Origin of the sequence: Sphaerisporangium sp. NPDC049003 (assembly GCF_043197795.1) — a bacterium.
Classification (GTDB): domain Bacteria; phylum Actinomycetota; class Actinomycetes; order Streptosporangiales; family Streptosporangiaceae; genus Sphaerisporangium.
Genome location: NZ_JBICTU010000026.1, coordinates 78821 through 103268, shown reverse-complemented (window position 1 = coordinate 103268; position 24448 = coordinate 78821). Strand labels below are relative to the sequence as shown.

At 69.5% G+C, this 24448-nt stretch carries 26 protein-coding genes, 1 tRNA gene, 1 pseudogene and 1 riboswitch; of the genes and pseudogenes, 14 read left to right on the top strand and 14 right to left on the bottom strand.

All coding sequences use genetic code 11. The features are described from left to right. Positions 1-140 precede the first annotated feature (140 nt). Both macS and ACGFIV_RS27220 read left to right on the top strand, forming a co-directional pair. Positions 141-1286 (top strand): MacS family sensor histidine kinase, encoded by a 1146-nt coding sequence (gene macS, locus ACGFIV_RS27225; RefSeq protein ID WP_358548622.1) that lies wholly within the window; start codon positions 141-143, stop codon positions 1284-1286. A 14-nt stretch (positions 1287-1300) separates the two neighbouring features. Further along, positions 1301-1930: a response regulator transcription factor gene (locus ACGFIV_RS27220; RefSeq protein WP_358548639.1), complete on the top strand. Its 630-nt coding sequence runs from the start codon at positions 1301-1303 to the stop codon at positions 1928-1930. A 77-nt stretch (positions 1931-2007) separates the two neighbouring features. Here ACGFIV_RS27220 and ACGFIV_RS27215 read toward each other — a convergent pair whose 3' ends face one another. From ACGFIV_RS27215 to ACGFIV_RS27205, 3 genes are all read right to left on the bottom strand, one after another. Then, positions 2008-2298, bottom strand: coding sequence for a YiaA/YiaB family inner membrane protein (locus ACGFIV_RS27215; RefSeq protein ID WP_358548619.1), 291 nt, complete (start codon positions 2296-2298; stop codon positions 2008-2010). A 105-nt stretch (positions 2299-2403) separates the two neighbouring features. Next, the gene (locus ACGFIV_RS27210; RefSeq protein ID WP_358548616.1) at positions 2404-3387 is read right to left on the bottom strand and encodes a C40 family peptidase; all 984 of its coding nucleotides are present in this window, start codon (positions 3385-3387) and stop codon (positions 2404-2406) included. Between the two features lie 218 nt (positions 3388-3605). Then, positions 3606-5249 (bottom strand): ABC-F family ATP-binding cassette domain-containing protein, encoded by a 1644-nt coding sequence (locus ACGFIV_RS27205; RefSeq protein ID WP_392838098.1) that lies wholly within the window; start codon positions 5247-5249, stop codon positions 3606-3608. 135 nt (positions 5250-5384) lie between these two features. Here ACGFIV_RS27205 and ACGFIV_RS27200 point away from each other — a divergent pair, with 135 nt between their 5' ends. The 3 genes from ACGFIV_RS27200 to ACGFIV_RS27190 all read left to right on the top strand — a co-directional run bounded on the left by ACGFIV_RS27200 (position 5385) and on the right by ACGFIV_RS27190 (position 7383). Beyond that, positions 5385-6209, top strand: a complete 825-nt coding sequence (locus ACGFIV_RS27200) for a metallophosphoesterase family protein (RefSeq protein ID WP_392838112.1) — start codon at positions 5385-5387, stop codon at positions 6207-6209. A 22-nt stretch (positions 6210-6231) separates the two neighbouring features. Continuing rightward, complete coding sequence (locus tag ACGFIV_RS27195; RefSeq protein WP_392838097.1) at positions 6232-6948, top strand: 4'-phosphopantetheinyl transferase; 717 nt, start codon at positions 6232-6234, stop codon at positions 6946-6948. 132 nt (positions 6949-7080) lie between these two features. After that, on the top strand, positions 7081-7383 hold the full coding sequence (locus ACGFIV_RS27190; protein ID WP_358548608.1) for an antibiotic biosynthesis monooxygenase: 303 nt from the start codon (positions 7081-7083) through the stop codon (positions 7381-7383). Positions 7384-7396: 13 nt separating this feature from the next. On the opposite strand, the gene ACGFIV_RS27185 is transcribed toward ACGFIV_RS27190, so the two are convergent. Then, positions 7397-8437 (bottom strand): alpha/beta hydrolase-fold protein, encoded by a 1041-nt coding sequence (locus tag ACGFIV_RS27185; protein ID WP_358548606.1) that lies wholly within the window; start codon positions 8435-8437, stop codon positions 7397-7399. Positions 8438-8729: 292 nt separating this feature from the next. Beyond that, complete coding sequence (locus ACGFIV_RS27180) at positions 8730-9836, bottom strand: NAD(P)/FAD-dependent oxidoreductase (protein WP_392838096.1); 1107 nt, start codon at positions 9834-9836, stop codon at positions 8730-8732. Between the two features lie 156 nt (positions 9837-9992). On the opposite strand from ACGFIV_RS27180, the gene ACGFIV_RS27175 reads away from it, so the two are divergent. Further along, on the top strand, positions 9993-10457 hold the full coding sequence (locus tag ACGFIV_RS27175) for a MarR family winged helix-turn-helix transcriptional regulator (RefSeq protein WP_392838095.1): 465 nt from the start codon (positions 9993-9995) through the stop codon (positions 10455-10457). 98 nt (positions 10458-10555) lie between these two features. Here ACGFIV_RS27175 and ACGFIV_RS27170 read toward each other — a convergent pair whose 3' ends face one another. After that, positions 10556-10759, bottom strand: coding sequence for a cold-shock protein (locus ACGFIV_RS27170; protein WP_358548598.1), 204 nt, complete (start codon positions 10757-10759; stop codon positions 10556-10558). Positions 10760-11374: 615 nt separating this feature from the next. On the opposite strand from ACGFIV_RS27170, the gene ACGFIV_RS27165 reads away from it, so the two are divergent. Continuing rightward, entirely contained in the window at positions 11375-12019 is a 645-nt protein-coding gene (locus ACGFIV_RS27165) for a hypothetical protein (RefSeq protein ID WP_358548595.1), read from the top strand. Between the two features lie 126 nt (positions 12020-12145). Beyond that, positions 12146-12937 carry a hypothetical protein gene (locus ACGFIV_RS27160; protein ID WP_358548592.1) on the top strand — a complete coding sequence of 264 codons (792 nt, stop codon included), beginning with the start codon at positions 12146-12148 and terminating at the stop codon, positions 12935-12937. Positions 12938-13291: 354 nt separating this feature from the next. Here ACGFIV_RS27160 and ACGFIV_RS27155 read toward each other — a convergent pair whose 3' ends face one another. After that, positions 13292-14440, bottom strand: a complete 1149-nt coding sequence (locus ACGFIV_RS27155; RefSeq protein ID WP_392838094.1) for a hypothetical protein — start codon at positions 14438-14440, stop codon at positions 13292-13294. A 228-nt stretch (positions 14441-14668) separates the two neighbouring features. Here ACGFIV_RS27155 and ACGFIV_RS27150 point away from each other — a divergent pair, with 228 nt between their 5' ends. The 3 genes and pseudogenes from ACGFIV_RS27150 to ACGFIV_RS27140 form a co-directional block, all read left to right on the top strand. After that, positions 14669-14872: a DUF397 domain-containing protein gene (locus ACGFIV_RS27150; RefSeq protein WP_392838093.1), complete on the top strand. Its 204-nt coding sequence runs from the start codon at positions 14669-14671 to the stop codon at positions 14870-14872. Positions 14873-14885: 13 nt separating this feature from the next. After that, a complete protein-coding gene (locus tag ACGFIV_RS27145; protein WP_392838092.1) occupies positions 14886-15464 on the top strand; it encodes a hypothetical protein in 579 nt (192 codons plus the stop codon). 367 nt (positions 15465-15831) lie between these two features. After that, positions 15832-16443 (top strand): annotated as a pseudogene (locus tag ACGFIV_RS27140) (IS3 family transposase); the annotation flags it as partial. Positions 16444-16495: 52 nt separating this feature from the next. On the opposite strand, the gene ACGFIV_RS27135 reads toward ACGFIV_RS27140, so the two are convergent. The 5 genes from ACGFIV_RS27135 to ACGFIV_RS27115 form a co-directional block, all read right to left on the bottom strand. Next, positions 16496-16572, bottom strand: a tRNA-Lys gene (locus tag ACGFIV_RS27135). A 120-nt stretch (positions 16573-16692) separates the two neighbouring features. Then, positions 16693-17301 carry a hypothetical protein gene (locus ACGFIV_RS27130; RefSeq protein ID WP_358548579.1) on the bottom strand — a complete coding sequence of 203 codons (609 nt, stop codon included), beginning with the start codon at positions 17299-17301 and terminating at the stop codon, positions 16693-16695. A 303-nt stretch (positions 17302-17604) separates the two neighbouring features. After that, positions 17605-17750, bottom strand: a riboswitch (cyclic di-AMP (ydaO/yuaA leader). A gap of 491 nt (positions 17751-18241) precedes the next feature. Next, positions 18242-18640 carry an OsmC family protein gene (locus ACGFIV_RS27125; protein ID WP_358548576.1) on the bottom strand — a complete coding sequence of 133 codons (399 nt, stop codon included), beginning with the start codon at positions 18638-18640 and terminating at the stop codon, positions 18242-18244. A gap of 30 nt (positions 18641-18670) precedes the next feature. After that, on the bottom strand, positions 18671-18946 hold the full coding sequence (locus tag ACGFIV_RS27120; protein WP_358548574.1) for a hypothetical protein: 276 nt from the start codon (positions 18944-18946) through the stop codon (positions 18671-18673). A 52-nt stretch (positions 18947-18998) separates the two neighbouring features. Continuing rightward, positions 18999-20003, bottom strand: a complete 1005-nt coding sequence (locus ACGFIV_RS27115; RefSeq protein WP_392838091.1) for an NADP-dependent oxidoreductase — start codon at positions 20001-20003, stop codon at positions 18999-19001. A gap of 142 nt (positions 20004-20145) precedes the next feature. Here ACGFIV_RS27115 and ACGFIV_RS27110 point away from each other — a divergent pair, with 142 nt between their 5' ends. Continuing rightward, positions 20146-20523 carry a phage holin family protein gene (locus ACGFIV_RS27110; RefSeq protein WP_358548569.1) on the top strand — a complete coding sequence of 126 codons (378 nt, stop codon included), beginning with the start codon at positions 20146-20148 and terminating at the stop codon, positions 20521-20523. A gap of 57 nt (positions 20524-20580) precedes the next feature. On the opposite strand, the gene ACGFIV_RS27105 is transcribed toward ACGFIV_RS27110, so the two are convergent. Then, positions 20581-21591 (bottom strand): LacI family DNA-binding transcriptional regulator, encoded by a 1011-nt coding sequence (locus tag ACGFIV_RS27105; RefSeq protein WP_358548567.1) that lies wholly within the window; start codon positions 21589-21591, stop codon positions 20581-20583. Positions 21592-21784: 193 nt separating this feature from the next. Here ACGFIV_RS27105 and ACGFIV_RS27100 point away from each other — a divergent pair, with 193 nt between their 5' ends. Continuing rightward, entirely contained in the window at positions 21785-22684 is a 900-nt protein-coding gene (locus ACGFIV_RS27100) for an amidohydrolase (protein WP_392838090.1), read from the top strand. Next, positions 22681-23190, top strand: coding sequence for a cysteine dioxygenase family protein (locus tag ACGFIV_RS27095; RefSeq protein ID WP_358548561.1), 510 nt, complete (start codon positions 22681-22683; stop codon positions 23188-23190). The genes ACGFIV_RS27100 and ACGFIV_RS27095 overlap by 4 nt, the downstream gene beginning before the upstream one ends. On the opposite strand, the gene ACGFIV_RS27090 is transcribed toward ACGFIV_RS27095, so the two are convergent. Then, positions 23145-24347, bottom strand: coding sequence for a glycerophosphodiester phosphodiesterase (locus tag ACGFIV_RS27090; RefSeq protein WP_392838089.1), 1203 nt, complete (start codon positions 24345-24347; stop codon positions 23145-23147). The two genes, ACGFIV_RS27095 and ACGFIV_RS27090, sit on opposite strands and share 46 nt — an antisense overlap. Positions 24348-24448 lie beyond the last annotated feature (101 nt).

The window sequence follows — 24448 nt, the reverse complement described above, 5'->3', positions numbered from 1 at the left end:
CTCCCCAGAAAGCAAGCCGCGTCGCGGGCGTGTGACCTGCTGCGCAGGCATCCAAGGCTAGGCGAAGCCGGCGCCGGCGGCTCCTCATATGCCTACAGTTGGCTCAGCGCGATACGCGCCGACGACCATGATGGGGATGCATGGAGATAGCAAGCTCCTTCTGGCGAGCCATCTCCGTCTACCGCATCGCCTCGCTCGCGTACGCGGCGCTGTTGCTCGCGGGGGCCGGAGGCTACCAGCGGCCCGTCCTCGGATGGCTCGTCATGGGCGTCATGGCCCTGTGGACCGCGGCCACGACGTTCGCCTACTCGATCGCCCGCGGCAGGTCGCTGCTGATGATCGACATGCTCGTCACCATGGGATGCCTGCTCGCCTCGCCGTACGTGCAGGGCGCGGACGCGGGCCCTGCCGGGGTCATGCCGGTCACCGCCACCTGGATCGGCGCCCCGGTGCTCGCCTGGGCCGTGTACGGCGGGCGCCGCGCGGGGGTCGTGGCGGCGGTCGTGCTGTCGATGGGCGACCTGTGGCTGCGAGGCCTGCGCGGATTCGACCTGTCGGTCCACGTCAACGGGGCCGTGCTGCTGGTCCTCGCCGGAGCCGTGGTCGGCCACGTCGCCCGGCTCACCAAACAGGCCGAGGAACGGCTCCAGCGGGCGGTCGAGATGGAGGCCGCCGGCCGCGAGCGCGAGCGCCTCGCCCGGGGCATCCACGACTCCGTCCTGCAGGTGCTGGCCATGGTGCAGCGTCGCGGGCTGGAGATCGGCGGGGAGGCCGCCGAGCTGGGACGCCTCGCCGGGGAGCAGGAGGCGGCCCTGCGCGAGATGATCCGCAGCGAGCCGGTCGCGGCGGGGTACAAGGACGCGGGGCTCGTCGACGTCGGCGCTCTGCTACGCCGGTACGGCTCGGCCACGGTGACCGTGTCCACGCCCGCGACGCCCCTTCTCCTGCGGGCGGAGCGGGCGCGCGACCTGGCCGCGGCCGTGGGCGCGGCGCTCGACAACGTGCGCCGGCACTGCGAGGAGGGCACCCGGGCCTGGGTGTTCGCCGAGGGGGACGCCGAGTCGGTGACCGTGACCGTCCGCGACGACGGCCCCGGCATCCCCGCCGGACGGCTCGCGGAGGCGGAGGCCGAGGGCAGGCTCGGCGTCGCGCAGTCGATCCGGGGCCGCGTCGCCGGTCTCGGCGGCACGGCCGGCTTCGTCTCCGTCCCCGGCCAAGGCACCGAGGTCGAGCTGACCGTCCCGGCTCCCGCTCAGGCCGCGGCCGACCTACAGTGGCCGTTGTGAACGCACTGCGGGTGATGGTGGTGGACGACCACCCGATGTGGCGGGACGCCGTCGCCCGCGACCTCGGCGAGGCGCGGTACGACGTGGTCGCGACCACGGGCGAGGGCCGCCAGGCCCTCCGCGTCGCCGCCGCCGTACGGCCCGACGTGGTGATCCTCGACCTGAGGCTTCCCGACCTGCCCGGGGTCGAGGTGGCAAGGGGGCTCGCGGCCTGCGAGCACCCGCCTCGCGTCCTGGTGCTGTCGGCGAGCGGGGAGCAGGAGGACGTGCTTGAGGCGGTCAAGGCGGGCGCCTCGGGCTACCTGGTCAAGTCGGCCGGCAGGGAGGAGTTCCTCGACGCCGTGCGGCGCACGGCCGAGGGCGAGCCGGTGTTCACGCCCGGCCTCGCGGGGCTCGTGCTCGGCGAGTACCGTCGCCTGGCCGTCCAGACGCCCGCCGACGACGGCCCGCGCCTGACCGACCGCGAGACCGAGGTGCTGCGCCTGGTCGCCAAGGGGCTCTCGTACAAGCAGATCGCCGAGCGGCTGGTGCTCTCGCACCGCACCGTGCAGAACCACGTGCAGAACACGCTCAACAAGCTGCAGCTCCACAACCGCGTCGAGCTGGTCCGCTACGCGATCGAACGCGGCCTCGACGAGACCTAGAGGCCGGCCGCCTCGACGATCGGCTCGACGACCGCCTCAGCGGCCGTTCAAAGGGCCGCTTCAAAGGGCCGTCGACCTCAGATGGTGTCCACCTTGTAGGGGTCGTGCTCGGCGAGAAGCTTGTCGAGGCGCGCCTGGTCGACGCGGCTGGTGATGTTGCCCACCTCCTGCCGGTCGCGCACACATTTGGCGAGCACGAAGGCCGAGGTCACCGTGTACAGCACGGCGACCGACAGGAACGCGCGGATCCAGGCGTCGACGGGCAGGTAGGCGATGCCGATCGCGGTGCCGGCGAGGGCGATACCGAAGGAGATGACGCACTGCGCGTAGTAGGCGCCGCTCATCGCGGGCTGCAGGGGCTTCGTCATGCCTAGATGCTCCCCCGAGGCCCGGCCCGCCGCCTGAGTACGCGTACCGTACCTCCACTGAGTACTTCACACGGCGCTGCGCCGCGGGCGAGACGTCGGGCGGGCCTAGGGGCGCACGGCGCCTGCCAGGCGGCCGCGCCAGTAGGCGTCAAGCGCCACCACCTTGACCACGTCGCCGGTGCGGGGGGCGTGCACCATCTTGCCGTTGCCCGCGTAGATGCCCATGTGGCCGAGCCCGTTGCTGAACAGCAGGTCACCGGCCTGAAGGGCGTTCAGCGACACCCGCCGGGAGGCGCCCCACGCCCACTGCTGGTAGGTGGTGCGGGGCAGTTCGACCCCGGCCCTGGCCCAGGACGCCTGGGCGAAGCCCGAGCAGTCGTACGAACCCGGCCCGGTGGCGCCCCAGCGGTACGGCTTGCCCACCTGGGCGTAGGCGAACTGCAGGGCCACCTTGGCGCTGCCGGACGCCGGGCCGTCGTACTTGATGCCCCGGCTGCCGGGGTCGCCCGCGTTGAACTGGTTGAGCCGCCGCAGCAGTCGTTCCTGCTCGCCGACGAGCGCCTCGACCTTCTTCTTCTCCTTGCCGACGTCGGCCAGGATCGTGGACATGTCGTCGTAGGCGGTCTTGGCCTTGGCGCGCCGCGTGCGCAGCCCGCGCGTGGCGGCGTCGAACGCCTCAAGGGTGCGGGCCTGCCCCGCCGTCACCTGGTCGGCCACGGCCAGCCCGGACAGCAGGCCGGCCGGGTCGTCCTGCGAGATGACGCCCGGCACGCTGAGCATGCCGCCGTACTGGTACATGTTCGAGGCGGTCGAGACGACGTCCTCCCGGAGCGAGTCGACCTTGCTCCGCTCGCGGTTCAGCTCCGCGTCGAGCAGGCCGTACTTCTTCTTGGCGGCCTTGTAGCGCTCGGCGACGGTGTTATAGCGCTCCACCATCGCGTCGGCCTGGTCCTGGAGCTTCTCAAGCCTGGCCTTGGCCTGCGCGACGGTGGGACGCGGCTCGGCCACGGCGCTCCCCTGAGACGCCACGAACATGGCGACGGCCAGCCCGGCGACCGCCGGAACGAGTCCCTTCCGGACGCTGCGCACGGGCACGAGGATCCCTTCCCTGGTCGACCGCGCCGTGGCCGGCCCGTCACCACCTCGACGGACCGGCCACGACGATTCGCACCATCAGGTACGGGCGACGGGGTCGAGCGGTTCACCAGAATGCAGGGATGGTCAGGGATGGGCCGACACACGGGAGGAGATGGGTGTGGCGGCATGGCGGGGCGCGGCGGGACGCCGCGCCGGACCGGCGTCGTCGCTTACAGGCCGGTCTCCGCGACCTGGCCGGCGGAGAGCTGGAGGTGGCGGGTGGTGTGTACGGCCTTCAGCATGCGGCGGTCGTGGGTGACCAGCAGGAGGGTGCCCTGGTAGGACGAGAGCGCCGACTCCAGTTGCTCGATCGCCACAAGGTCGAGGTGGTTGGTCGGCTCGTCCAGCACGAGGAGGTTCACCCCGCGAGCCTGGAGCAGCGCGAGGGCCGCCCGGGTGCGCTCGCCGGGCGACAGGGTCGCGGCGGGCCGCAGCACGTGCGCCGCCCTCAACGCGAACTTCGCGAGCAGCGTGCGCACGTCCGCGGGCGCCATGTCGGGCACGGCGGCGCCGAACGCCTCCAGCAGCGGCTCGTCGCCCAGGAACAGGGCACGGGCCTGGTCGACCTCTCCGACCACGACGCCCGGCCCGAGCGCGGCGTGCCCCTCGTCGAGGGGCACCCGGCCGAGGATCGCCGCGAGCAGCGTCGACTTGCCCGAGCCGTTGGCCCCGGTGATCGCCACCCGCTCGGCCCAGCCGATCTCCAGGTCGACCGGCCCGAGGGCGAACGCGCCCCGCCTGACCACCGTGCCCCGCATGGTCGCCACGACCGCCCCCGCCCGGGGAGCGGCGGCGATCTCCATGCGCAGCTCCCACTCCTTGCGTGGCTCCTCCACGACCTCCAGCCGCTCGATCATCCGCTCGGTCTGCCGGGCCTTGGCCGCCTGCTTCTCGCTCGCCTCGCTGCGGAACCTGCGGCCGATCTTGTCGTTGTCCGTGGCCTTGCGGCGGGCGTTCTTCACGCCCTTGTCCATCCAGGCCCGCTGGATCCCCGCCCTGGCCTGGAGCCCGGCCCGCGTCTCGGCGTACTCCTCGTACTCGGCGCGGGCGTGACGGCGGGCGACCTCGCGCTCGGTCAGGTAGGCCTCGTACCCGCCGCCGTAGGCGCGCACCTCCTGCTGGACGAGGTCGAGCTCGACCACCTTGGTCACGGTCCTGGCGAGGAACTCGCGGTCGTGGCTCACGACCACGGTGCCCGCCCGCAGGCCGGTGACGAAGCGCTCCAGCCGTTCGAGCCCGTCGAGGTCGAGATCGTTGGTGGGCTCGTCGAGCAGGAAGACGTCGTAACGGCTGAGCAGCAGCGACGCCATGCCGGCCCGGGCGGCCTGCCCCCCGGACAGCGCCGTCATGGGGTGGTGGAGATCGACGGCGAGGCCGAGGTCGGCGGCGACCTCCTCGGCCCGTTCGGTGAGATCGGCGCCGCCGAGGGCGAGCCAGCGCTCCAGCCCCGTGGAGTACGCGTCGTCGGCGCCGGGACGGCCCTCCACCAGGCCCTCGGTCGCGGCGTCCAGCTCGCGCTGCGCCGCGGCGACGCCCGTGCGCCTGGCCAGGAAGTCCGCCACCGTCTCCTCTGGCCTGCGCTCTGGCTCCTGCGGGAGATAGCCGACGACCGCCGTGGGCGGGCTGAGCTGCACGGTGCCGCTCTCGGGGGCGGCGAGGCCCGCGAGTATCCGCAGCAGCGTCGACTTCCCCGCGCCGTTGACGCCGACCAGCCCGATGACGTCCTCCGGCGCGACGACCAGGTCGAGCCCGGAGAACAGGGCCCTGTCGCCGTGTCCGGCCGCGAGATCCTTGGCGACGATGGTGGCGGTCATGCGTAAACGCTATCCGGCCCCGGCCGGACATCACACACCCCTGCCCCTGCCGCGCCCGGGATGTGTTTCCCGCCCGCCTACGGCACGGTTTACGATCGCCATGTGACGATCGGCGGTACGGCCCACGGCAAGCTCATGGCGATCAGCGACCTCCACGTGGCGTACTCCGAGAATCGCCAGATCGTCGAGAAGCTCCGGCCCGAGTCCGAGTCCGACTGGCTGCTGGTGGCCGGCGACGTCGGCGAGTTCGTCGCCGACATCGAGTGGGCGCTCACCCTGCTGAAGGAACGCTTCGCCACCGTCGTGTGGACGCCGGGCAACCACGAGCTCTGGACGCCGAAGGACGATCCGGTGCAGCTGCGAGGCGACGAGCGCTATCGCCACCTCGTCGACATCTGCCGGCGCATCGGCGTGCTCACCCCGGAGGATCCCTACGCCGTGTGGACGGGGCACGGAGGGCCCGTCACCATCGTGCCCCTCTTCGTGCTGTACGACTACAGCTTCCGCCCGCCGAACACCACCAAGGAAGAGGCGCTCGCGTGGGCGCACAAGTCGGGCGTGGTGTGCACCGACGAGTACATGCTCCACCCCGACCCGTACCCCAGCCGGGACGCCTGGTGCCGGGCCCGGCTGCGCGAGACCGAGAGCCGTCTCGAAACCCGTGACCCCAGCATCCCGACCGTCCTCGTCAACCACTTCCCGCTGGTCCGCCAGCCCACCGACATCCTGCGCTACCCGCAGTTCGCGCAGTGGTGCGGCACGGTCGAGACGGCCGACTGGCACCTGCGCTACAACGCCGCGACGGTGGTGTACGGCCACCTGCACATCCCCCGCACGACCTGGCACGACGGCGTGCGCTTCGAGGAGGTGTCCCTCGGCTACCCGCGCGAGCGGCGCGCGTACGGGATCGACGGCATGCAGGCGATCAGGCACGTCTTCCCCGAGGAGGCCACGTCGTGATCGTTCCCGAGGAGGCCACGTCGTGATCGAGAGCATCCTTCCCCCCTACGTGGTCTCGGCCGACCTCACAGAGGACCCTCCGGGGGCCGAGTTGTTCCCCGAGGAGGAGAAGATCGTCGAGCACGTCGTCGACAAGCGGCGCCGGGAGTTCACGACGGCTCGGCTGTGCGCGCGGCGGGCCATGAGCGCGCTCGGCCTGCCCCCCGCGCCGGTGCTCCCGGGCGAGCGGGGCGCGCCCCGGTGGCCGAGCGGCGTCGTCGGCAGCATGACCCACTGCGCGGGGTACCGGGGCGCCGTCCTCGGCAGGTCGGCGGAGGTCACCACGATCGGCATCGACGCCGAGCCCAACGACGTGCTGGCCGAGGGCGTCCTGGAGGTGATCTCCCTTCCCGAGGAGAGGGAGCATCTGCGCGAGCTGGCGCGCCACGACCGGGGCGTCCGCTGGGAGCGGCTCCTCTTCAGCGCCAAGGAGTCGGTCTACAAGGCGTGGTTCCCGCTCACGGGGCTGTGGCTCGACTTCGAAGAGGCCATGCTGGAGATCGACCCCGAGCGGGGAACCTTCCAGGCGCGGCTCCTCGTGCCGGGCCCCCACGTCGGCGGTACGGAGATCAAGGGATTCTCCGGGCGCTGGCTGGCCGGGAACGGGCTCGTCCTCACCGCCATCGTCGTCCCGTCCCCTGCCACCATGGCACGCACGACTCCATCCGGGGCTCCCGGCTCGTCGCTGACCGGGTCGTAGACGATCAGTTCCCCGGCTGAGCCCGTATCCCGCCAAGGCACCGTAACTTCCGATTTAAGGATGTTCGTCCGCATTCGTGATCGGGTACGGCTTCTGGAAACGCGGTCCGACCAGCGGAGGGAGGGATCGCGAATGGTCACCGTCGGCCTGCTGGTACGCGTGAACGCCCGGCCAGGGAAGGAACGCGAGACCGAGAACTTCCTGCGTGACGGGCTGGCCCTGATCGAAGACGAGCCGGGGACGGCCGCGTGGTTCGCACTGCGCATCAACTGCGCGACCTTCGGCATCTTCGACGCGTTCGAGCAGGACGCCGCACGGCAGGCGCACCTGGCAGGCAAGGTCGCGGCGGCCCTGACGGAGAGGTCCGACGAGCTCTTCACCCGGCCGCCCACCATCGAGAGGGTCGAGATCCTCGCCACCAGACTCCCGCGGTGACGCGCTCGAATCGTCACGCCCCCGGGTCGGGCTGGATGCGCTCGGAGAGCCAGGCGAGGGACATCGGGTAGCGGTAGTCGATGGCGCCGTGCCCCGCGTCGAAGAGCTCGAAGCGGATCAGGTCGCCCGGCACCTCGTGGTCGAGGAGCGCCCGGTGGAAGGCCTGGGCGCCGAGATCGAGGAAGTACTCGTCGCGCGTGCCCGCGTCGATCCAGATCCCCCGCATGGAGCGCATGGCGTCGGCGTGCTTCGGGACCATGCGGACGGGGTCCCAGTCGAGCCAGCGCTCCCAGACCTCGTCCCTGAGCACGCCCGTACCGGGATCGAACGGCAGCTCGGGGACGCCGTCCGGCCCGGCCGAGAAGGCGGCCGCGCAGCCGAGAACCGACACCAGCACGCCGTCGGCGGGGTGGGTGAACGCGGTGCGGGACCTGAACTCCCGCCACCACCGGCCGATGTCGCCGTCGAAGGCGCGCAGATGGCGGACCGCCTGGGCGAACTCGGGCAGGTAGCAGTGCTCGTAGAGGGTGTCGCCCGCGTGGGTGGCGAACGCGCCGAACAGGTCGGGGCGCAGCATCGGGGTGATCATCGCCCCGAACCCGCCGCTGGACTTGCCGGTGATCGCGCGATGGTCGCGATCGGCGAGGGTGCGGTAGCGGGCGTCTACCCACGGCACGATCTCGTCGCAGAGATAGGAGTGGTAGCGGCCGGTGCCGGGCGAGTCGACGAACTGGCTGCCGCCGTAGCTCGTCCAGGCGTCCACGTAGACGACGATGGCGGGCGGCGCCTCCCGGCGGGCGAAGACCTGGTCGGCGGTCTCGGGGAACGGCTGGCGGAAGGGCGTGCGGTTCCCCCACATGGCCAGGTGACCTGTGTAACCCTGGATCACGTAGATGGAGGGATACCGCCGGTCGGGCTCGTCGTCGTATCCCGGCGGCACGTAGACCCACAACGGTCTCCGGTGCGGATCACCCAGCGGGTTCCCGCGCAGCAACTCGCTCTCGACGGTGTGCTCGTCGATGCGTCCCTCAAGGTCGGCCCGCCACGGCAACATCTGTACCCTCCTTCGGCTCCCACATCCGTATCACGGATCCCGTGCGCTCCGCCTCTCCCTGGGCCGGGTGACCGGCGAGGTCATCACGAGTGAGCCGGCCAGGTCAGTGGAGCAGGATGCGGGCCCACCTGCGCCGGGCGACGACCAGGCCGAGCGCCCCCATGACCGCGAGGTACACCACGCTCACGATCACGCCGGACTCGACGTGGCCCAGGGTGAACCCCCTCAGCAGCTGGATGGCGTGGTTGCGGAGCAGCAGCAGGTGCGCGCCGCCCCCGCGCGGGACGCCGGGCTACTCGGCGACTCCGAGGATCTCCGCCAGGGGCCCGACCAGCATGCTCCTGCCCTTGATGTCCGCGATGACGGCGCTTCCGACGACGGCGTCCTGCCCGGGGAGCTGGCCCGCGCCGCGCTCGGGACCGAGCGGTACGACGATGACGGGCGGCATCGGCTCGTACGCCCGCACCTCGCCCTCGCCGGTGATCAGCGCACGGATGTTCCCCGCGACCACATCGGCCTGGCGGCCCGCGAACCCGGCCATCGGCGGGCCGACGGTGATGATGTCACCGAGCGCGAAGACGGTCTCCTGGCCGAGCACGCGCAGCTCGGGAGTGACCTCGATGAGATGCCCGGCCGTGCGGGCCGGGGCCAGGTCATCGGCGAGGTAGCCGGTGATGGGCCTGGTGCCGTAGCAGCGGTACCAGATGTCGGCGGTCACCTCGGTGCCCGCTTCGGTTGTCACCGTGAACGTCCCGGCGGTGCCGGGCTCTGTGGGAGGCGCCTCGCGCAGGGCGCTGCCCAGCAGCAGCTCGACGCCGAGGTCCTCCAGTTGGCCGCGCAGCTCCGCGCGGAGCTCCGGCATGAACGGCCCGGCGAGGATGTCGTCGGCCGTGTCGAGGAGGGTGACGTGCTTGCCGGGCCAGACGGCCTTGATCTCACCGGCGAGCTCCAGGCCCACGGGGCCGGCGCCCAGCAGCAGCACCCGGCCGGCGTCGGCGAGCGCGCGGTGCGAGGACCGGTAGCGCTCGTGCGCGACCTCGGCCTCCGTGGCGTCCGTCTTGCCGGGGAAGGGGTACGCGGAGCCGGTCGCCAGCACGATGTAGTCGGCGGCGATCTCCTCACCGGAGCCGACGATGACCCGCTTGGAGTCGACGGCGGCGGCGCGGTCACGCACGACCCGGCCACGGGTGAGCAGGTTGTCGTAGGCCATGAAGATGCGAGGCAGCCACGCCGGGTCCACCAGGGCCCGCAGCGCCGCGACGTTGTGCACGAAGGCGTCCTTGGGCTCGACCAGCACGACGTCGGCCACATCGTCGAGCGCCTTGGCGACGCGGATGCCTCCGTATCCGCCGCCGATCACCGCCACGGTGGGCTGCCAGTCAGGTGCGATGGTTTTCATTAGGATCCCCGATCTTGGTTCCTGTGCGGGATCGCGTCCGGCGGGGCCGGGCTCACGACGGCCGCTCGTCCGCGATGTCCGTTGACCCTAACATATCGTTGAACCACATCAATTATATTTCAGGCTCGATCATTTCGGCTGTGTTACGGTATAGGCATGAGAGTCGAGGACGTCGAGTCGCCCCGGGCGATGGACCGTCTCGGTCTGCTGCTGGCCCGCCACGGCGGCATCACGAACGAGCGCATACGTCACGCGCTCGGCGTGACCGGCCTGACCCCGAGGCATGCCGTGACCCTGATGCACCTCGCCGAAAGCGGCCCCATGGGCCAGCAGGTCCTCATCGAGGCGCTGGGCGTGGATCCCAGTGTGCTGGTGTCGATCCTCAACGATCTCGAACGCGACGGACTCGCCGAGCGCCGCCGCGATCCCGCCGACCGGCGCCGGCACATCGTCGAGATGACCACCGCGGGCGCCCGCACGCTCACCAGAGTGGAGCAGGCGCTGGAGGCGGTCGAGCGTGAACTGTTCGCCGACCTCGACGACGACGAGATCGCCCAGCTCCACCGACTTCTCAGTCGCATCAAGACCGCACCGGACGATCCCGGCTGCACCGAGGACTGACCGTCCCACCTGCTCGCCGCCCAACAGGTGCCGGAAAGCAAACGAGCCGGGGCCCGCACCTCGAAGGTGCGGGCCCCGGCCCTGTTACGCGCGTCAGATCAGACGGGAACGATGTTCTCCGCCTGCGGGCCCTTCTGGCCCTGGGTGACGTCGAACGACACCTTCTGGCCTTCCTGGAGCTCGCGGAAGCCCTGAGCGGCGATGTTGGAGTAGTGGGCGAAGACGTCGGCGCCGCCGCCCTCCTGCTCGATGAAGCCGAAGCCCTTTTCCGCGTTGAACCACTTCACAGTGCCAGTAGCCATGTCAATCTCCTTTGATAGGGGGGGTCGAGCCGGAATCGGCACTGTGCCGACCCCGCGTCGCCGCGATGAGCCCATCCGGAGATGACCGGCAAAACAAAAATGCACCTGATGGTTACATCTCGTCAGGTGCACACAGAGTTTATGGGTACCACAACTGCAACTGACACGAGGATAGCACACAGCCGTCACGACCCCCGCGACCCCCCGCCGCGGCAGATCCGCCCCCACGCGGCCACCACCGAACGCATCGTTTCCATCACTCAGAGTGTCGAGGGCGATCGGCCGCAATCCGTCCCGGCAGGTCACGCGTTGATCATGACCACCGGCAAACACCCCCACAAAAGCGACAATCCCACCATTAAGCGCTTTTATCGGGCTTTGTATTGGATTACGCGAGCATTTTGCCGGGAATTTATACCGCCAAAGATCAGGACTGGCGTTATGAATCCGATAATCCCCGGCGTCGTTCACCAGATACCAGGCCCTAGGCGGCCACCAAGGACACGGGTTCCGATCGCGGTGATATCCACCGCGAAATGGGTAAATCCGAGAAAGGCCCGTAGGTGCGGAACTGGCGGTCAATGAGCAGATTTTACTGATATCCGGGGGAAAACCATGCGTGGACGGCTCAAGTCAATCGTGCTAGGAATCGAGGTCGCGGTCCTGTTGGCCGTCTGTGCGCCCATGGCCACGGCCGCCTCCGGAGCGGAATCCGGCGGCGACGGGGACGGGCGGCGTTCGAATGGCGAGGTGGTCCCCGGTCGTGACGGGTCGGGCTCCACCGGGGTGTCGGTGCAGGTACTTCCCGCGCCCACCATCAGCCCGACCGTCAGCCCCACCCCCCTCCCGAGCCCACATCGGCCCGAGCACGGCACCGGCGGCCCGGCGCCCCACTGGCCCGGCGATCTCCCCGCCGGAACCTCGATCGACGAATCAGGAAGCCGTGACTACGGGACCTGGCCGGACATCGAGACCCACAGCTGGAGCAATCACGTCGAGGTCCGTGAATTCGGCCACGACCCATCCGCCGACACGGAAACCAGCCGCATAACACGCCACCAACCACGCGACGAACTCCCCGCCGGAACCGTCCCTTCAGCCCCCAACCCCGCGCCCCGTCAATCCGGCAAACTCCCCTTCACCGGAATGGACGCCCAGAGCGTGGGCATCGTGGTCGCGGGCAGTCTGGCGGCGATTATCCTGGGCGCCTTCCTCGTCAGCCTGTCGATCCGGCGAAGGCGGCCCGCTCCCCGCGAATAGCCCGCCGCCGTGGCACCGCCACGTCGCCGCCATGTCGTCGCCGTGTCACGGCCCTACGTGGACGTAGGGTGGGGCATCCCCATGCACGCGAACCGTGCCGCCACCCGCCGATGACATCATGTGACGGTGGATAGGGATGGGGAACACGGGCCGCGATGGGCCGGCGGGCAGGTCATGGCCGGGGGCTCTCCGCTGGTGCCGGGCGGGTACGCCCTGCCGGAGGCGGGCCTCCCCCTGGACTACTACCTGATCTTCGCCACGGCCGGTGACCGGCGCCGTGGAGCGCCGCCGTCGGGAGTCCTGGTCGAGGAGTTCCTCCTGCACGACGACCACACCGCGGCCGGCATCGGCAGCGCCGGGTGGACGCCGGCGACGGGCGCCTGGCGCAGCTCCCCCGCGCTGAGCCGCGAGATCCGCACCGACGCCCTGCTGCGTGAGCGGGTGCTCCCGGTGAGCCGCGCCGACGCCGCCGGCGCCTGCACGATGCTCGGCGGGGGCGCGTTGCCGCAGGAAGCACGGCTTCGCGGCTTCTTCGGTGACTGCCAGGCGCTGCCCACCGCCGCCCCCCTGGATCTGGGCTCACCCGATGGCGGAGGGGGGCGCCACTATCGCATCCTGTTCGCCGGAGACGTCCACGAACCCGGCCTCACCAACCTGCGGGCGTCCTTGAGGCTGGAGCCGGTCGGCGACCCGGCGGACCCGCGGGCACAAGTGATCGGCACGGCGACGGCGACCCCCGCCGGCCACACGCTCACCTGGGAACTGCGCCGCATCGGGCCGGGAATCGCCTGGTGCCTCGACGTGACCGTGAGCCCGGGCGCCGGCCCAGCCTCCGCCGTCGGGGCGCTGCTCCACCACCACAGGCAGGCGATGCGCGGCCAAGGGCTGATTCCCGTCACGATCGAACGCTTCGCCTGACCTGCGCCGCGGACGACGCCGCGTGCCATCTCGACGAATCCGCCGGCTCCCCAGCGTCGCCACAGAATGCGCGGGGTCGATTTGACGGCCGCCTGGCCGACGACGTCGTACACGCAGTGGCCCGCGGTCATGACGAGGCTCTTCTCGGTGCCCTTCGCGGAGGTCGCCGCGCAGGTGTAGTCGCGGCCGCCGCGGGTGAAGAAGACCCGGCCGACCGTCTTGGGCAACGCCGATGACCTTGGGCGGCTTCCCCTTCACCTTCCCGATCTTCTCCATCTGCCCGGTCGGCAGCCCCGGATTCCGCACCTTCTTGACCGGCACGGCCACCGCGGCCGGAGCCCTGGGTCCCGGCCGTCAGCGTTTGAGCCCACCGACCACCGTGGCGATCTGCTGCCACAACGCGCTGTCTCCGAGCGCGTAGCTGAGGAAGGGGATGAACAGCGCGGCATTGTTGAGGGTGACCCATCGGCGCAGGGATGGTTCGACCGGCCACGTGGGTGCTGCGAGAAGCAACCGGTAGCGGTTCAGCAGGGCTTCGAGCTGTTTGCTGACCTCGTCGTGGTCCTCTCCGACCTCGGTCAACGATGTCTGCGCCACCCGAATACGCGGAATGAGCCGTGCGGCCTGTAATCGCCATTGATCTGAGTTGTTACGCATTACCCGGTGAGCTACCCGCATCGGTAGGACAAAAGCGAGAATCTCGAAAATGACGGCGATCGCCAAAAGCCCCAGATAGGGTGTTCGCCACTGCCAGAGAAACGAGGGAAGAAGGGGAATGAGAAACCACCACATCGCCAGGTACACCGCGGGGAGTGCCGCCACCATAGACTGGCGGAAGTAGAATCGGCCGACCGGACCCAAGCCGGTGGCACCGTCGGGATGCTCCAGCATCGGGTCGAAGAGGGATCCGCGCCGGGGCGCGAGCCGCCACACCCTAGCGTAAGCGACCATCCTTCCCAGTCGTTGGCCCGCAACCACGCCCGCCAAAGACTGGAAGGCCAACCCCGCCGGGTTGTGCACAACGATATAGGCGAAGTTGGACGCGCTGGAGGCGAACCAGGCAGCGGCCAAGGCCACGCCGACCACAGTACCCGCGATTACTTGGTACCGTTTGCAGACCCGGCGCAGATCCCGACGGAGTCTACGCAGCTCGCGATTGGTAAGCCGCAGAATTCCGCTGTCAACCAGATCGCGCATTGTATGGTTCAACGCCGGGCCCAGAGTCTCACTCAACTCCACGCTGACGATGAAGGTCATCACCCCGCTCACATACAGCCAGTCCCACGGGTGACGATGTAGGGCGACCGACATGTATGCGACCACCAGCACGGCTACGATAACCGAAGCCCAAAGGAGCCTGCGCCGGAGTGCGGACATCGTCGTGGCTCTGAAAGAGTCGATGGCGATGACACCCACGGCGGTGATTGACCACGCATCGGCCAGGTTCCGGAGCGGCGCCTCATCTCCCCATACGGATTGGACAACCGCGACGACAGCGGCCACGAGTATCGGGATTACCCAGCTAAGCCAGCCGCGAAGATCGCTATCGCCTCGGAAAATACGGCGCCACATCATCGTCTTACGGTTCTCTTTCCTGGTCGAATTAGTGCCATCCTAAAGGATTCCGGTTGGACATATCCGCCTTACCACCTTCATCCGCCCTGCACCGATTTTGGATTACCTCGCTATCATTTGCCGAGAACATTGCGGTATCCGATCAGAGAGGACTCCATGATGGAACTCGAGAACGGGACGGCGCAGGACTTCCGGAGATCGTCATTCTGCAACCCTGATGGTGGCTGCGTCGAGGTCGCTCGCGGCACGCGCGGGGCCGCAGTGCGCGACGCCAAGAACCCGGCCGGCGCTGTCCTCGTCTTCACCGAAGAAGAGTGGACTGCCTTCGTCCGCGGCGTCCGCGCCCGTGAGTTCGACTGAGACCGTGTCTCAGATGGGCGCCCTCCATCAAACTCTGACCGATCTGGTGACACCCGGCGAACAGGAACTCTTGCGCTCAGAGGCCCTGCGTCTTCGCGCTAGCGCGGACACCCGGATACGGCGGGACCCAAAATTGGTGGATGACGCCCAACTAACGAGCCCGGCCTCCGGCTGGTACACCTCCGGCGGGGATGTCCGCTGGGACCTGCACCAACGCACTCTGGTGGACCGGCTCGGTGGAATGCTGGGCCGTTCCGTGCAGGCTGTGGTGTCGTCCTATCTGTACTACGGGCGAGGCGACTTCATCGGCCTGCACACCGATCAAGGCGCCTGCCAGCTCACCGTGCTGGTTCTCCTGGACGGGACCGCAGGTCCGCTCTGGGTCCATCCTGAGCTCTGCGGACTGTCAGCCGCCGAGTTGCTTCAGCACACCCGTGAACATGGCGTCTGTCCGCCTGGTGGCGTCGCCGTTGACTTAGGAGACGGCCCGACCCTACTTCATGGCCAGCTCCTTCCTCACCACCGTTCCCCTCACGAAGACGACAGGGAGATCGCCCTGGCGGCCTTCTGCTACGAAACCGCCGCCGATTGACCGGCGTAGGGCGGCTCATGACGATGGATCGGCACCATGGCCCCGTGCAACGGCGCCGCCGTGCTCGGACTCAGTGTCGAAGCCCCGGGACACTCGCGCAGGCCGCACAGCTCATTGAGCAACGCCACCATCGACCACAATGATGACCCGCGGCGGACGCAGGGTGGTGATCGTTGATCGGCCGCTTGCGGTTCATCTCCGCCTACCGCCTCGTCTACGGGGTCAAGCGGCTGTGCCGGGTGTGAACGTGGCGCGCAGCGCCTTCTACGCCTGGCTGGGGCGGGAGCCGGCCGGCGCGGGCCGTTGAGGACGAGCGGATCGTGGAGAAGATCCGGCGCTTTCATGACGCCTCGGGGGGACGAACGGCTCGCCGCGGATCACCGCGGACCTGCGTGATTCCGGGGAGCGCGTCAACGCCGAGCGGGTGGCCCGGTTGATGCGTGTGCATGGCATCGTCGGGCTGCATCTGCGTAAGGGCAGGCGGACCACGATCCCTGACGAACTCGCTCCGCCGGTCCCTGACCTGCTCAAACGTGACTTCGCAGCCGGTGGGGTCAACCGGAGGTGGTGCGGGGACATCACCTATCTGCCGGTCGGTGACTCGTGGATGTATCTCGCGACGGTGATCGATATCGGGTCGCGGCGACTGGTCGGCTGGTCGATCGCCTACCACCTGCGGACCGAGCTGATCAGCGACGCGTTGAAGGCGGCGGTCGGAGCGCGAGGCGGCCAGGTCGACGGCGTGATCTTTCATGGTGACCGCGGCTGTCAGTACACCTCGGCCGAGTTCGCGGCGCTCTGCGACGGCTGTCGGATCCGCAGATCGGCGGGCAGGACAGGGACGTGCCTGGACAACGCCCTGGCGGAGGCGTTCAACGCCACGCTCAAGCGTGAACTGCTGCAAGGGGGACAACGATCATGCCGGAGACCCGGTCGCGACCAAAGAGCCCACAACGACCCCACACAGGCCCGGAAATGACTGTGGGCACCCTCCGTCAAGTGGAGAATGCCCAGGTCATCGGCCGGTGCCGTGGTGCGCCGCCAGGGACTCGAACCCCGGACCCGCTGATTAAGAGTCAGCTGCTCTAACCAACTGAGCTAGCGGCGCGTGACTACGGTGACTTTAGCAGTCCTGGCCAGGCTCCGCACATCCTCAGCGGCGATGTGGGGCTTTTCAGGTGGTTCCCCACAGGGCCCACGCCGGGCGTGTCGCGCGGAGGCCTCCGGGTCAGCCGGTGGCGAGGACCACCGGGGTGGGGGGCGTGGCGGGATTGGTGTCGTAGACGCCCCACGCGCCGTTGGAGAACGGGACGGGGTAGTTCTTCTTGCCCACGCCGTCGCCCCACTTGGTGATCACGTAGTCGACCTTGATGTGTCCGGCGGCGAAGCCGGTGACCACCAGGGAGGAGTTGTTGAAGGTACCGCCGGTCAGCTCCGCGAAGGTCTTCCCGTCGATGTCGAGCATGACGCCGCTCTCGGACGGGATCCCCGGGCCTCGGTCGCCGATGAAGAACGGGGCCTTCTTGTCCTTGTAGACGACGTATCCCTCGGTGCCGAGAGGCCAGCTGGGGCTGGCGAACAGGCCCTTCTGCATCGGCTTGCCGATGGCCGGAAGTCCCGTGTCACCCATGCGTCCTGAGGCGTCGTCCCAGAAGTACGAGGCCCTGGTGGAGCCCTTGAGCAGCATCGGCTTCTCGGTCTGGACCGCGACGGGGTTCAGGGGCTTGTCGTCGGCGTGCGCCGAGACCGTGGCGCAGACGGCGGTGGCGCAGGCGAGGACGACGCCGGCGACACCGGACGTCCATCGACACTTGGGGGTGATCTTGAAAGGAGGCATGGGAGGATAGGATCTTTCATCAGAAGACAAGGGGACCCGCGCTCCGAGTGGTCAGGAGTTCGGTGCGGGGGGTGGAAAGCGCTCTCAGGGTGAGGCGAGGCTTCGTGGGGTCCATCGCGGCGCTGAGCGCGCATTCGTACGTGGTCGGTCAGCGGTGGCGGCTTGCCACCATGTGTCACAGAGGGCGTAGATCGCTCGCGTGCACGGCTGCTACCAGCCGACTTGTCCGCCGCTTCTGACGGCGAGATCCGGGTCTAGGGTTGCCCGGTGCAATGACTGCTCGGAGTGGGGTGCTCCACTCGGGTCTCCTCTCCAATCACGTCTACCGGGTTAGCTGACGGGTTCGGGCTTGGAGTCGCCCTACCGCTCACGCGGATTCACCCCAAGAGATTTGGGTCCCCGGCTCCCCCGGGCCTGGTGTGGCCCTGGAGATTCGACACTTGGGGCGGCGGCCTTCGGACTGAAGACCAGGTCACCGCCCCTTTCGTGGTTGAAACCTTACCCACCGAGTCAGGACAAAGCAAACGAAAGTGCTACAAAGCATTATTAGATCTACCTTCGCACCACAAACCCCTATATTTCAGACATCGGGGCTTATAGAGGACGTGCGGCGCGACGATCGGGGAGATCAGGGGAGATCAGGGGCCGGGAGACATGAATCGGGGCCGGACAGTCCCCCGCCTGTCCGGCCCCGATCTTCACGGTCCAGCGCCGATGCCTTCCCCCAAACGCATCGGGCGGTCCCGCTGTACGGACGCGGTCCCCCACCGCGTCCTTCTGGCGAAAAGCTCTGCGGCGCCCTCTCGGGCGGCTGGTCGCATCCCCCTTGACCTGCCTTAACACTACATACCGGGGCCTGAGCTACTCGTCATCGCCGGGTATAGATTCGGTCTAACTCGCTGGGATGACCGGGTACGGCCGGACCCGCCGGGCCAAGCGGCTATTCGGGCAGTTCGACCTTGACCTCGGTGCCCCTCTCCAGGGAGCGGCTGACCGTGCAGTGCCGCTCGTGGACCCGGTGGGCCACGGCGCGGAAGACCTCGTCCGCCTCCGCGTCTCCCTCGGGCAGCTCGACGTCGTACGTGATCGTGACCGGGCCGAGCAGCGTGGGCTCGGCCTTCTGGGCCTCGACCGTCATCGCCAGCCGTACGAGCCTGTGCCCGCGCTGGGCGGTGAGCGGCTCGACGGTCACGATGTTGCAGCCTCCGACCGCGGCGAGCAGTAGCTCGACGGGGGTGAAGACACCCTCCTCGTCACCACTGCCCATCGCGACCTCCGCTCCGCGCGCGTTGCGCGCCACGAAGCCGTTGTCAGTACGCTCCACATTCACCGATGCCATGCTCTGGAGCCTAGAGCCGGCGGGGAACGCTCAGGCGTCGGGGTGCTCGGAAAGGTAGGCGAGGTAGACGGGACGCAGCGCCTCCCCGAGCTCGCCCTCACCGGAGGCCATCGCGTCGCTGAGCAGCGCCGACACCCGGCTGAGATCGTTGGCCGTCTCATCCCCGTGACCGCTCGCGGCCTCGGCCGCCGGGATCACCTTCAGCAGTTCCCACAGGAAGCCGAAGTCACCGTGCGCCACGGCGTAGCGCACCGCCCTGTCGTGGAGCTCCTTGGGCGTCAGCGACTGCAGCTCGTCCTGGTCCATTAAGGCTCACCCCCTTTATGGCCCTTTCCCCGTGATCAGGGGGATATGCACGTTAGGCCAGTCGAACGATCATCTTGCCGAGGTTCTCCCCTCGGAGCATGCCGATGAAGGCGTCCGGGGCGTTCCGCAGCCCCTCCACGACGGTCTCCTCGAAGGTGATCTTGCCTTCCTGGAGCCACCCGCCGACCTCCCTGATCATGTCGGGCCTCCGGTCCGCGTGGTCCCCGACGATGAAGCCGCGCAGCGTGAGCCGCTTGCCGACGATCTTGAAGAGGTTGCGCGGGCCGCAGACCGGCTCGGCCGCGTTGTAGACGGATATGGCCCCGCACGCCGCGGTGCGCCCGTAGCGGCGGAACACCTCGATGGCAGCCTCCAGGTGCTCGCCGCCGACGTTGTCGAGGTAGACGTCGATGCCGTCGGGGGCGGCCCGCCTGAGCTGCTCGACCACCGGCCCCTCGGCCTTGTAGTCGAACGCGTCGTCGAAGCCGAGCTTCTCGATCACATAGGCGACCTTGGCGGGGGAACCGGCGCTGCCGACGACCCGGGAGGCGCCCTTGAGGCGGGCGATCTGCCCGGCCAGGCTGCCGACCGCGCCCGCGGCCCCCGACACGAACACCGTGTCACCCTTCTTGAAGGCCGCGATGTCGAGCAGGCCCACGTACGCGGTCAGGCCCGGCATGCCGAGCACCCCGAGGTATGCGGACAGCGGCACTCCCGGCAGTGGCGTGATCCCACGCGCCTCCGGCGCGTCCAGCACGGCGTGCTCCCGCCAGCCGTAGTCGTGCAGGACGATGTCGCCGATCTGGAACTCCGGAGCGCGGGTCTCGACCACCTCGCCGATCGCGCCGCCGCGCAGCGGCTCACCCAGCTCGAAGGGCGGCACGTAGGACTCGCCCTCGTTCATCCGCCCGCGCATGTAGGGATCGACCGACATGTAGAGGCCGCGCACCAGGATCTGGCCTTCGCGCAGGGGCGGGAGCTCCAGCTCGACCGGCTCGAAGTTGTCCTTTGTCGGCCAGCCGACGGGCCGTGACCGCAACACGATCGCGCGTGTCATGGTTTACCCCCTTCGATCCTCAATTCGCCACCCCTCCAGCGAACACTCCCGGTCAAAACAATCTTCCACCGGCCCCGGAACCGAGGGCCCGAGGTCGTCCGGCCCTACCGCCGGCCCGTGTCCCCGTGCGACCATCGGGAGCGTGAAGATCATTATCAAGATCCTTGTCGTCGCGGCGGCGCTCTGGGCGGCCACGCGCCTGATTCCCGGGATCACCGTCTCCGGGTCGACCACGGCGAAGTCCGCGGGCACCCTCATCGCGGTCGCCCTCATCTTCGGCATCGTGAACGCCGTCCTCAAGCCGATCATCAAGACCTTCGGCTGCGCCTTCTACGTGCTGACGCTGGGCCTCTTCGCGCTGATCGTGAACGCCGTCCTGCTGCTCCTCACGAGCTGGATCGCCGAGCAGCTCAAGCTGCCGTTCCACGTGAGCGGCTTCTGGGCCGCCTTCCTCGGGGCGATCCTCGTCGGCCTCATCACCTGGATCCTCGACATGCTCCTCGGCCTCAACGAGGACTGAAACGAGGACTGAAACGAAAATTGGGACAAGGACGTGAACGAGGACTGACAGGCGGCCTCACGAAGGCGGCCCGACGGACCCCCGCTCGTGCAGCTCGGGCGCCTGGATGATCCTTCGCCTGCGGTTCTGCCCGTCCGCCGCGGCGACCACCAGCCGCACGGCGGCCCGCACGATGCCGTCGATGTCCCAGTTGACCGAGGTCAGGCCGGGGGTGAGCAGCCCTGACATCGGGTGGTCGTCGTACCCCATGACCGAGATGTCGTCGGGGACACGGAGCCCCAGCTCGGCCGCCGCCGCGTACACGCCGTAGGCGATGGAGTCGGAGAAGCAGAAGGCCGCGCTGGGCCGGGCGCCGCTGTCGAGCAACGCGCCCGCCACCTTCGTGGTGGCCGCCAGCCCGTGGGGGGCGGTCACGACGTCGATGTCCAGCCCCAGGCGCTCGGCCTCGGCGGTCACGTGGACGTCGGCGGGCCGGTCGGGGGTGCTGGACCACGTCGGGGTCAGGACGGCGACGCGGCGGTGGCCCTTCTCCCTGAGATATTCGAGGGCCAGCGTGACCCCCCTGCGGTTGTCGAAGACCACCTCCCCCGCCGTTCGCGCGTCGATCAGGGCGTCGCCGATGGAGACCACCGGCAGCGTCTCGGCGAGCTGCGCCCACAGCGGCGCCGCCGGGTCGACCGGTTGCACGATCAGGCCGTCGACCCGCTGGTCGCGGAGCTGGCGTGCCAGGGTGCGCTCACGCGCGGGGTCGCCCGCGGCGTCGAGGATGAGCGCGTACCGGTCCTTGTCGCGCAGGGCCCGCCCGATGCCGAACGCCAGCGACTGCTGCCAGAGGTCCTCCAGCGACCCGCAGAGCAGGCCGATCATGCCGGTGCGCCCGCTCGCCAGGGCGCGGGCGATGGGGTCGGCCTCGTACCCCAGCTCGGCGGCGGCCTGGCGCACCCGCTCTATGGTCTCCTCGGACACCTGCATGCCCCGCAGCGCGTAGGACACGGCCGCGGGCGACAGTCCGGTCGCCTGGGCCACCTCGCGGATCGTCGCCCGTTTGCGTGGCTGGGAGCGCGGCATCAAGCCAGCCTATGCGGAATCCCCGCCACGCGAGGGGCCCGGCGCGTCTCGTCCTCTGGACAGAGTGTTGACGGCGACGAGGTGAAGCGGTTCACTGAATCGAATCAGTGAACCGTTTCACAGCAGATCCCCAGGCATACCCGATAAAGTCGATAGGAATTGTCGGGTAGAGTGCTTCCAGGAGGTGACAGCGGTGAGCATCGATGTGCACCAGCACATGTGGACGCCAGGCTTCGTCGGCGCGCTGCGGGCGCGCACGGAGCCTCCCTTCCTCGATGGCTGGACGCTGTTCCTCCACGGCGAGGAGCCCTTCACGGCCAACCCCCTCGACCACGACCTCGGTCACCGGCTGGCGTTCAACCGCGAGCACGGTCTCGACCTGGCCCTGGTGTCGCTGTCGAGCCCGCTCGGCATCGAGCACCTGCCGGCCGCCGACGCCTGGCCGCTGCTCACCTCCTACCACGAGGGAGCGCTCGACCTGCCCGCGTCCTTCAGGGCATGGGCCTCCACCTGCGTCACCGAGATCGACCCGGCGCGCACCGCCAAGGTGCTGGACGACGGCTTCGCCGGCCTCCAGCTCCCCGCGACCGCCCTGCTCGACGCCGAGGGCTTCGCCAGGGTCGCGCCCCTGCTCGACCTGCTGGAGGAGCGCGACCTGCCGCTGTTCGTCCACCCGGGCCCGGCCGGGGCGCCGGACGGTCCCGCGTGGTGGCCGGCGGTCGTCTCGTACGTCCAGCAGATGCACGCCGCCTGGTACGCCTTCCACGCGTTCGGCCGCCCGCGGCACCCGCGGCTCCGCGTCTGCTTCGCGCTGCTCAGCGGCCTCGCGCCCCTGCACGTGGAGCGTTTCATCGCCCGAGGCGGCTCCACCAGGGGCGTCGTCGACCCGGACGTCTTCCTTGAGACCTCGTCGTACGGCCACAAGGCCATCGACGCGATCAGCCGGGTGCTCGGCATCGAGGTCGTCGTCCTCGGTTCCGACGCCCCTTACGCCTCACCCCCCCAAGCCCTGCTCGGCGAGGCCGCCACCTACCAGATATCGGTGACCAATCCGAAGCGCCTGCTAGCTGTGGAAGGAGTTGTGCCCAGATGAGCTGGGAGTCATTGCCCGACCGATTCCTCGACAAGCGCGAGCTGCGCGGTCTCGTCGAGGATCTGGCGGAGCGGCCTGAGCTCTGGTCGCACCACGTCACGTTCGGCGAGGCCGGAGAGGCCCGCCACTACGCCTCCCTCTACCGGGACTCCTACGTCGACGTGTGGCTCATCTGTTGGCGCCCCGACGACGACACCGGATGGCACGACCACGATGTGTCCTCCGGGGCCCTGCGGGTCGTCGAGGGCACACTCAAGGAGTCGAACCCCCGCATCGGGGGCGAGCACCTGGAGACCCTGCTGTCCGAGGGCGACTCGATCTCCTTCGGGCCCGACCACATCCACCGGGTCAACGGCCACGCGGAGACCAGCGTGTCGATCCACGCCTACTCTCCCCCGCTGTGGCGCCTCGGCCAGTACTCGATCAGTGACGACGGCGTCATGCGCCGGGTCTCTCTCAGCTACGCCGACGAGCTGCGCCCGACGGAGGCCGAGGCGCTGGTCTGAGCCCTGGCCGTGCCCCGGCCCGAGCCCCGCCCTGGCTCTGGCCTGAGCCCGTCGAAGGTACGCCTCGCGATGCCGGGGTCGTCGGTGAACACCCCGTCGACCCCGAGTTCGTAAAGCCTGGTCAGCCAGCCGGCCATGTCGCCGTGCGCGCTCGCGTACCCGGGGGCCGCCGGGTCCCCCAGGCGGTAGTCGGCGGGGAGCTCCGAGTTCTCCGGGCGCACGGTCCAGACGTGCACGGCCAGGCCCGCTCGGTGGGCGTCCCCGACGAGCGTGGTCGGCGCGCCAAGGGTGCCGCCCGCGCCCGTCGGCAGCACCAGGCCCACGGAGGGGCCGATGCCGTCGGCGTACGCGGCGATCTCGCGCAGCCCCTCGGGCGTCGCCAGGTCGCGGTAGGTGCGCGGGTCCCCTGAGACGACCAGGTCCTCCGGAGCCCCGGAGGACTCCAGGAGCTGGATGAGCCGCAGGCGCGTCCTGCCGCGCAGCGCCTTCAGGTTGGCGGTCTCGAACGACTGGATGAACACGGGGTCCGTCCGCTCGCGCCAGCCGTACCGGTCGAGGGTCGCGAGCATCGGCTCCTCCAGGGGAAGCCCGATGGAGGCGAAGTAGCCCGGGTGCTTGGTCTCGGGGTAGAGGCCGACGCCGGCCCGGCGGGCGAGGGCGGCGATCTCGTCGAACGTCGCGACGCGGGCCCTGCCGTCGAAGGCGGCGCTGCCGGGGCGGAGCCCGGGCAGGCGCTCCACGGCCCTCAGCGTGCGCAGCTCGGCCAGGGTGAAGTCCTCGGTGAACCATCCGGTCAGCCTGCGCCCGTCGATCACCTTGGTGGTCCGGCGCGTGGCGAACTCCGGGTGCGTGGCGACGTCGGTGGTGTGGGAGATCTCGTTCTCGTGCCGGGCGACGAGCACGTGGTCCTTGGTGGACACCAGGTCGGGCTCGATGAAGTCGGCGCCCATCCGGATGGCGGTCTCGTACGAGAGCAGGGTGTGCTCCGGCCGGTAGGCGCAGGCGCCGCGGTGCCCGATGACGATCGGGCGAGGACCGAGCCCGCTGGTGTGCGCGCCGGAGACCGCGGTCGCTCCCACGTACGGCTGCGGGCCGGGGGCCGTGACCCCCGGCGGCAGGGACACGACAGCGGCCACGACCCACGCAAAGACGATCACCGGTCGATGTTAGGCCTGGTCAGAGGCTCATTCCCCGGTCGACACGCAGGGGACTCCCGGCCTGCCGCCGCCTGGCGGCATCGATGGCCACGAGTATCGGC